This window comes from Aminobacter sp. P4_H6_2 (assembly GCF_056400805.1).
Window position 1 is genome coordinate 1 of sequence record NZ_JBFUKO010000182.1, and the last position, 8,778, is coordinate 8,778.

The following is an 8,778-nucleotide window of genomic DNA, read 5'->3' on the forward strand; positions in this document are numbered from 1 at the left end:
AAGATCTCCTCGGTCGGCCCCTCCTCGACGATCTTTCCCTGCTTCATCACGATGATGTAGTCGGCCATAGCCCTGACCACCGCCAGATCGTGGCTGATGAACAGGTAGGAAAGGTCGTGATCGGCCTGGAGCTTGCGCAACAGCTCGACGATCTGCTTCTGCACCGAGCGGTCGAGCGCCGACGTCGGCTCGTCAAGCACGACGACCTTCGGCTTGAGGATCATCGCTCGCGCGATCGCGATGCGCTGGCGCTGGCCGCCCGAGAATTCGTGCGGATAGCGGTTTCGCGTGTCAGGCGAGAGGCCGACCTCGAGCAGCGCTTCTACCGCCCGCTTGTCACGATCCTTGGACGACAGCGACGGCTCGTGCACGAGCAGCCCTTCGGTGATGATCTGCCCCACCGTCATGCGTGGAGAGAGCGAACCGAACGGGTCCTGGAAAACCAGCTGCAGCTCCCGGCGCAGCGGGCGCATCTCGGCACGATCGGCTTTTGACAGGTCCTTGTCGGCAAAGCGGATCATGCCCTCGCTTGGCAACAGCCTGAGCAAGGCGCGGCCGAGCGTCGACTTGCCCGACCCTGACTCGCCGACGATGCCGATCGTCTGGCCACGCTTCAGCGAGACCGATATGCGATCGACCGCCTTGAGCAGCATCGGCGGACCGGCAAGGAAGCCGCCGCCGATCTTGAACTCCACCTCGACATTGCGTCCTTCAAGCAGGATCGGCGCGGTGTCGGCGGGTGCTGCCTTGCGGCCGGTCGGTTCTGCGGCAAGCAGCATCTTGGTGTAGTCGTGATGCGGATTGGCAAACAGCTCGTCCGCGTTGCCCTCTTCCACCACCTCGCCGTAGCGCATGACGTAGACCCGGTCGGCAAAGCGCCGGACGATGCCAAGGTCATGAGTGATGAAGACGATGGCCATGCCGAGCTTGCGCTGCAACTCGGCCAGCAGCATCAGGATCTGCGCCTGGATCGTCACGTCGAGAGCGGTCGTCGGTTCGTCGGCGATCAGAATGTCCGGGTCGTTGGCAAGCGCCATGGCGATCATCACGCGCTGGCGCTGGCCGCCCGACATCTCGTGCGGATAAGACTTCAGGCGTCGCTCGGGGTCGGGAATCTTGACCAGTTCGAGCAGCCTGAGTGCTTCGGCGCGAGCCTCCGCACCGCTCAGCCCACGATGCCTGCGGATCGGCTCCATCAGCTGGTTGCCGATCGTATAGAGCGGATCGAGCGAGGTCATGGGCTCCTGGAAGATCATGCTGATCTTGCGGCCGCGGACCTTGTTGAGTTCCGATTTGCCGAGCGTCAGCAGGTTCTTGCCACGATAGTCGACGACGCCTGTGGCCTCGCCGTTGGATGCCAGCAGGCTCATCGCCGCCATCATCGTCTGGCTCTTGCCGGATCCGGACTCACCGACCACGGCAACCGTCTCGCCGGCATCGACGTGAATGTTGATGCCCTTGACCGCTTCGACGACGCCGTCGAGCGTACGGAAGCGGACGCGCAGGTCCTTGACCGAAAGGATTGTTTCTCCAGCCATCTCACCTGTCCTTCGGATCGAGTGCATCGCGAAGTCCGTCGCCGACGAAATTCAGCGCAAACAGCGTTGAGACCAGGAAGAATGCCGGGAATAACAGCAGCCAGTTGGCGGTGCCGATGTTCTTGGCGCCAGCGGAAATGAGCACGCCCCAGCTGGTCATCGGTTCCTGCACGCCGAGCCCCAGGAACGACAGGAAACTCTCCAGGATGATGACCTGCGGTACCAGCAAGGTCATATAGATGACCACCGGCCCGAGCAGGTTGGGGATGACGTGCCGCAGTACGATGCCGCGCGACCTGACGCCGAGCGCTTCCGCCGCCTGGACATACTCCTGCCTGCGGATCGACAATGCCTGGCCACGCACGATACGCGCCATGTCGAGCCACAGCACCGCTCCCACAGCTAAAAACATCAGCACGAAGTTTCGCCCGAAGAAGACGACAAGCATGATGACGAAGAAGATGAAAGGCAGTGAATAGAGCACATCGACGATGCGCATCATCACCTCGTCAGTCTTGCCGCCCAAGAAGCCAGCCGTCGCGCCATAGGTAACGCCGATGACCACCGCGACGATACCGGCCAGAAGGCCGATCGCCAGCGAGATGCGGCCTGCCATCAAGGTTCGCGACAGCAAGTCACGACCGACATTGTCTGTGCCAAACAGGAAATACTGTTGTTTGATCGAGGCACTCATCACCGCCGTCAAACCATCGGGTGATGTGCTTTCCAGTTTGCCATCGTCGAAGGTATCGGAACGATCGAGATAGCGGATGTTGCGGGCATCGAGCGGCTTTGCCGACGTCACGGTTATGAACACGCGCTCGCCTTCCTGCCGCCATTCCTTGACGTCGACACGCATCCGCCTGACGGCGTCACTCATCGCCTTTTCGATCATGTCGGGCTTCGGATAGGCAGAAATGCTCGGCGGGATTCTTACATAGTCGGGATAGATCGTTGTGTATTGATGCGGCACGAAGAGCGGGCCAACAATGCACACTGTTGCCATCGCGATCAGATAGAAGAGGCTGAACATTGCAGCCTTGTTGGCCTTGAGGCGCGCCCAGGCGTCGCCCCAGAGCGAGCGCCCAACGACCGGTGCGGTAATGGCTATCTCAGTCATATCGCACCCTCGGGTCAAAGAAGGCGTAGAGGACATCGACGATCAGGTTGAAGGCGATCGTAAACAAGGCGATCACCACGACAGTACCCATCACCAGCGTATAGTCGCGGTTGAGTGCGGCATCAACGAAGTAACGACCCACGCCTGGAATGGCGAAAATGGTCTCGACGATGATCGAACCCGTCAGAAGTGCCGCCGCCGCCGGGCCAGCATAGGACACGATGGGCAGGACAGCGCCTCTGAGCGCGTGCTTGATCACCACAGACCAGTCGGAAAGGCCAAGCGCTCTAGCGGTGCGGATGTGATTGGAATGCAGCGACTCTATCATCGAGCCCCGCATCAGGCGCGCCACGATGGCAATCTGCGGCAGTGACAGGGTTAGGATAGGGCCGATCTTGTTGATCAACGCACCATCGCCCCAGCCGCCGATCGGCAAGAGCTTCCAGGCCAAGCCAAAGGTCAACTGGATGATTGGCGCAATAACGAAGGTAGGAATTGTGCTGCCTGCCGTCGCCACAGCGATGACCGTGTAGTCGCCCCACTTGTTCTGGTTGAGGGCTGCAATCACGCCAAGCACGGTTCCAACTGCAAGAGCCAGCAGCAGCGCGGAAAGGCCGAGCTGAATGGAAATTGGCAGGCCCTTGGCGAAGAGCTCGCCGACGGTAAAATCAGGCAGATTGTAGCTCGGCCCGAGACTGCCATGCAGCAAGTTGTTGAGGTAATTAAGATATTGTCTCCAGAGCGGATCACCGAGGCCGAATTGAGCTTCGAGATTAGCCTTGATTTCCGGACTGAGCCCGCGCTCCTGGTTGAAAGGGCCACCGGGAGCAACACGCATCAGGAAGAACGCCAGCGTTACGATGACGAATAGCGTTGGGATGGCGGTCAGCAACCGCCTTAGTACATAGAGCAGCATCTTATGTCCGCCTTCTTTAAGAAAAGCCGCCGCCCCAACGCGGGGCGGCGGTTCGGCTGGACTTAGTTCTTGCTCATGAACCGGCTCGGATGGCGGTCCATCTGATTGTCCTCAAAGCCTGCAAGCTTCGGGGAAACGATGTTGTGGTAGTTGTAATAGAGCAGCGGAATGTTGCCGACGTTGTCAACGAGCTCCTTTTCGGCCTCGCTGAGCAGCTTGAAGCGCTCTTCAGGCTTGCCACCGGCGGCGGTTGCAGCCTTCATCAACTCCTCAAACTTCGCATCGTTGAAGTTCGAGTAGTTGTGACCGTCAGCCTTGAGAGAAATCTCAAGGAACGTTTCTGGATCGCTGTAATCGGCGATCCAGCCCGCGCGAGCGACGTCGAAGTCGCCCTTCTGCTCAAGATGGCCGTAATGGGTCTTGGTGTCGGTGTTCAGGAGCGTTACTTCGATACCCAGCGGCTTGAGTTGCTCCTGGATAGCGACCGCCGTGTTCTTGTGGTTCTCCGAGGTATTGTAGCGGATTTCCATCTTCAGCGGCTTGTCAGGACCATAGCCGAGCTTTTCGAGAACCTTCTTGGCTTCATCTTCGCGATCAATCTGCGATTTGTCCGCGAATGCAGCCGGCGACGTCGTGTAACCTTGAATACCCGGAGGAACCATCGAATAGGCCGCGGACATGGAATTGCTCCAAACCTTCTCGGCCAGGAAATCACGATCAATGGCCATCGAGACTGCGTTGCGCAATTCGACGTTGTSCCACGGCGCCTTGTCAGTCTTGATCGCGTAGTAATAGGTCCCAAGATAAGGGGCGACGCGAACCTGATCACCAAACTTCGCCTTCAGATCGGCAAGCTGCTCAGTGGGGAGATCGTCATAGCTGTCGAGCTCGCCAGCCTCAAAACGCTTCATAGCCGACGAACGGTCCTCTGTAGGAATATAGTTTACCGTATCGATCTTGACGTTCGCAGCGTCGTAGAATTTCGGGTTCTTGACCAGTTTGATATGGTCATTCGGAACCCATTCAGCCAACGTGTAAGCGCCATTGGATACGAGATTGCCCGGCTTGACCCAATCAGCGCCCAGCTTCTCGATCGATGCCCTGTTGACCGGGTAGGTCGACTGATGAGTCAGGACTTCAAGAAAATAGGGAGTCGGCGCTATCAGCTTGATTTCGAGCGTGTTTGCGTCGATCGCTTTTACACCCAGCTCTTCCGGCTTCTTGCTGCCAGCATTCACTTCCTTTGCGTTGACGACCTTCTGGAGCATCGACGCATATTCCGCCGCGGTCTTGGGGTCCTGGAGGCGCTGGAACGCATACACGAAATCCTCGGCTGTCACCGGGCTGCCATCGGACCAGGTCGCGCCCTGGCGCAGCTTGAAGGTGTAAACGGTGCCATCGTCTGAAACGGTCCAGCTCTCGGCGGCTCCCGGAATAACTTCAGACTTGGCATCTTCCGTCACCAAACCCAGGAACATGTCACGCAGGATGTGGGCTTCGTAGACAGTCGAGGTCTTGTGTGGATCAAGCGATTCCGGCTCCGCCGCACTACCGCGATTGTAGACGACCTCGGCAAAGGCCGGCATCGAAATCGCGCCTGTAGCCAATGCAAGCGTCGTTGCGAACACTGTCGCTTTCAGCATGTTCTTCAGCATGTTTTCCTTCTCCCAAATAGGCGTGTTCCCCGTAAACACGGCCTCGCCTGGTTAGCGCCCGAATGCCGGATTTTTCCGGTTTCGTTGAGCGAGCCGGCAGCTCCCTACCGCCAGCGGTGGCTGAGACTAGACACGACTTTTTTTATTTTCAACACGACTCGTGCTCACCTAAAGTCAACTTGAGCGAGTTCAAACTAAGCTCCCGATAAAGTAATCGAGCGGGGCCAAGATGATACGGTCTTTTTCGAGGTCGCGTAAAGCTCCGGGAAACGCCATTGGGCTTAGGCCGCCAAGCCCTGCCGGCACCGGCCAGGAAGCGGGTTTTTCGGCAAAATTGAAAACGCAGAGCAGCCGCTCGTCCTGCGACTCCCGCACGAAAGCGAGCACGTCGCCCTTTGCCTCCAACAGCGCAATCGAGCCATGGATGAGTGGCGGAAGCGTCTTTCTAATAGCGAGTATGGCACGGTAGCGAGCCTGCACGGATTCCGCTTCCTGTTGTTGCCGATCGGCCGCGAGGGCACGATGCTCGGCCGGAATCGGCAGCCACGGCTTGCCGTCCGTGAAGCCGCCCTGTTCTGCCTGGGCTTCCCACACCATCGGCGTGCGGCAGCCGTCGCGGCCCTTGTAGCCCGGCCAGAAGCGAATGCCGTAGGGATCGCGCAAATCCTCAAAGGCCAACTCGGCTTCGCCAAAGCCGAGCTCTTCGCCTTGATAGATACAGATCGAGCCGCGCAAGCACGCAAGCAGGGCAATCGAGAATTTCGCCACCGCCTCGGGGTCGCCTCCGGGCCTCGTCCAGCGCGTCACATGGCGGATCACGTCGTGATTGGAAAAGGCCCAGCAGACCCAGCCGTCGGTCACGGCCGCCTCGAAATCGGCAATACATTTGCCGACATGTTCGGCCGAGAATTTCGGACCAAGCAGGTCGAATGTGTAGCACATATCGAGCTTGTCGCCGCCCGACGTGTAGGCCGCCACCGTCTGCAGCGAGCGCGCGCCATCGCCGACTTCGCCTACCGAAGCGCGCGCTCCATATTCATCGAGCAACGAGCGGAAGCGCTTGAGAAATTCAAGATTTTCCGGCTGCGTCTTGTCGAAGAGATGATCCTGATATTCGTAGGGATTGGGGTCTTCGTTTTCGCCGGCAATACTCTTCGGCAAGGGCGGGTTGTCGCGCAGCCACTTGTCGTGAACGTAGAAATTGACGGTGTCGAGCCGGAAGCCGTCGACGCCGCGGTCGAGCCAGAAACGCACCGTCTCCAGCAGTGCGTCCTGGACTTCGAGATTGTGGAAGTTGAGGTCGGGCTGCGAGGCCAGGAAGTTGTGCTGATAATATTGCCTGCGTGTCGAATCCCACTCCCAGCCCGGCCCGCCGAAGATCGACATCCAGTTGTTTGGGGCGGTGCCGTCGGGTTTTGGCTGCGCCCAGACATACCAGTCGGCCTTGGGATTGTCGCGGCTGGCACGGCTCTCCAGAAACCAGGGGTGCTTGTCCGAAGAATGCGACAGCACTTGGTCGATGATGATCTTGAGCCCGAGACGATGGGCTTCGCTGATCAGCGCATCGAAGTCGGCAAGCGTGCCGAACATCGGATCGACATCGCAATAATCCGAGACATCGTAGCCCATATCGGCCATCGGTGACTTGAAGAAGGGCGACAGCCAGACGGCATCGACACCCAGCGAAGCGATGTACGACAGGCGTTGCGTTATCCCGGCAAGGTCGCCGCTACCGTCGCCTGTCGTGTCCTGAAATGAGCGCGGATAGACCTGATAGATCACACAGCCGCGCCACCAGTCGGTTGCCGACGTTGCTCCGTCTTTCGGCGTCATGACGACTCTCCTTGGCTGTCATTCGCAGGGCGTTCGATCGCAAACAAGACGCAGCGCGCTGGCACGGCGAAGCGGTCATTCGCCGGCCCATGCTCATCGAATTCCGATTGCCACAGGAAGCCGGGACGAGCGGGCAGCCTAAAACCCGCGTCGCGTCGTGAGCCATTGATCATCACCGCCAGCCGCCCGCCAGAAGCGTCGCCGTTTGCGACGAGCATCGTCAGGCGATGCCGGTCGGGCTCATGCCAGTTGGCGTCCGACATCGGTCGGCCAGCCTCGGTCAGCCATTCGACATCCGATACGGCTTGGCCATCGCGGGGTGCACCTGTGAAAAACTCCAGTTGCGCCAGCGCCGGGACCGCTCGCCTGAGCCTGGACAGACCGGCGACGAAGTCTTCGAGCGCTGTGTCGCGATCGGCCCAGTCGAGCCAGGTCAGTTCGTTGTCTTGCGCATAGGCGTTGTTGTTGCCGCGCTGGCTGCGGCCGAATTCATCGCCTGCGGTCAGCATTATCGTGCCGCGCGAGGCAAACAGCGTGGCCAGCATGGCGCGCACATCGCGGTCACGGTTGGCCACAATGTCCGGGTCCCGGCTTTCRCCCTCGACGCCATTGTTCCAGGAGAAATTCTCATTGTGGCCGTCGTGGTTGTGCTCGCCATTGGCCTCGTTGTGCTTGCGCTCGTAGCGAACGATATCGGCCACGGTCATGCCGTCATGGGCGGCGATGAAATTGACGGTTCGCGTCCGCGCATCGCCGCCAAAGATGTCAGATGACCCAGCCAACCGTGTTGCCAGCGCTCCAACCATTGCACGGTCTCCGCGCCAGAATCGTCTGACGTCGTCGCGGTAGCGGTCGTTCCACTCGAGGAATTCTTGCGGAAAGCCACCGAGCCGATAGCCATTGTGGCCGATATCCCAGGGTTCGGCGATCAGGATTCGGTCGCCGATGATCTTGTCGTTTTGCATCGCCTGCAGCAGCGGCGCATTGGCGGTGAACGCGCCACCGACCCGGCCCAGCACTGGCGCCAGATCGAAGCGAAAACCGTCAACGCCGGCATGCACGACGAAGTGCCTGAGACTGTCGAGGATCAGCTCCTGTACCGCCGGATGGTCGCAGGCGAGCGTGTTGCCAGTTCCGGTATCGTTGGCATAGCGGCCGGGATCGCCTACCGCCTCGCGATAATAGGCGCGATTGTCGAGGCCGCGCAGGGAGAGCGTCGGGCCAAGCTCGTCGCTCTCGGCCGTGTGGTTGAAGACGAGATCGAGGATGACGCCAATACCGGCCTCGTGCAGCGCGGCGGTGGTATGGTGCAGGTCGTTGATGCCGTCGGGCGCCAGCCGCGGATCGAGCGCCATGAAGGACACAGGATTGTAGCCCCAGGCATTGCGCAGCCCGAGCGACGGCAGATGGCGCTCGTCCATCGTCGCCGTCACCGGCATGAGCTCGACGGCCGACACGCCGAGCTTCAAGAGGTGCTCGATGACGACAGGCTCGGCCAGCGCGCGGATAGTTCCACGAAGCTTCTTTGGAACAGACGGATGGCCCATCGAAAAAGCCCGCACCTGAACTTCGTAGATCAGCCCACCTTGCCGGAAGTTCGGTGGCGTAGACGGCACGGCCTGAAGCGTGGTCGCCACCGCTTTCGGCATCAGTTGGGCAGTGTCGCCGGCCTGCCCGCGTGGTGCAGCCAACCGGCCATCGTATCGATAGGCACGG

At 59.9% G+C, this 8,778-nt stretch carries 6 protein-coding genes; all 6 read right to left on the bottom strand.

The features are described from left to right. The coding region (locus tag AC1DUU_RS14825) for an ABC transporter ATP-binding protein (protein ID WP_476784169.1) at positions 1-1,538 on the bottom strand (1,538 nt) is incomplete at its 3' end. Between the two features lies 1 nt (position 1,539). Beyond that, the gene (locus tag AC1DUU_RS14830; protein WP_476784170.1) at positions 1,540-2,658 is read right to left on the bottom strand and encodes an ABC transporter permease; all 1,119 of its coding nucleotides are present in this window, start codon (positions 2,656-2,658) and stop codon (positions 1,540-1,542) included. Beyond that, positions 2,651-3,574: an ABC transporter permease subunit gene (locus AC1DUU_RS14835; protein ID WP_476784171.1), complete on the bottom strand. Its 924-nt coding sequence runs from the start codon at positions 3,572-3,574 to the stop codon at positions 2,651-2,653. Before AC1DUU_RS14835 ends, AC1DUU_RS14830 begins: the two co-directional genes overlap by 8 nt. Before the next feature lie 62 nt (positions 3,575-3,636). After that, complete coding sequence (locus tag AC1DUU_RS14840) at positions 3,637-5,229, bottom strand: peptide ABC transporter substrate-binding protein (RefSeq protein WP_476784172.1); 1,593 nt, start codon at positions 5,227-5,229, stop codon at positions 3,637-3,639. Between the two features lie 189 nt (positions 5,230-5,418). Then, positions 5,419-7,062: a beta-galactosidase BglA gene (bglA, locus tag AC1DUU_RS14845; RefSeq protein ID WP_476784173.1), complete on the bottom strand. Its 1,644-nt coding sequence runs from the start codon at positions 7,060-7,062 to the stop codon at positions 5,419-5,421. Then, positions 7,059-8,778: glycogen debranching protein GlgX (gene glgX, locus AC1DUU_RS14850; protein WP_476784174.1), on the bottom strand; the 1,720-nt coding region annotated here is incomplete at its 5' end. The genes bglA and glgX, both read right to left, overlap by 4 nt.

Bases quoted from the DNA above. Each gene is read 5' to 3' on its own strand.
- AC1DUU_RS14835 (WP_476784171.1), bottom strand. From the start codon at position 3,574: ATGCTGCTCTATGTACTAAGGCGGTTGCTGACCGCCATCCCAACGCTA.
- bglA (WP_476784173.1), bottom strand. From the start codon at position 7,062: ATGACGCCGAAAGACGGAGCAACGTCGGCAACCGACTGGTGGCGCGGC.
- AC1DUU_RS14830 (WP_476784170.1), bottom strand. From the start codon at position 2,658: ATGACTGAGATAGCCATTACCGCACCGGTCGTTGGGCGCTCGCTCTGG.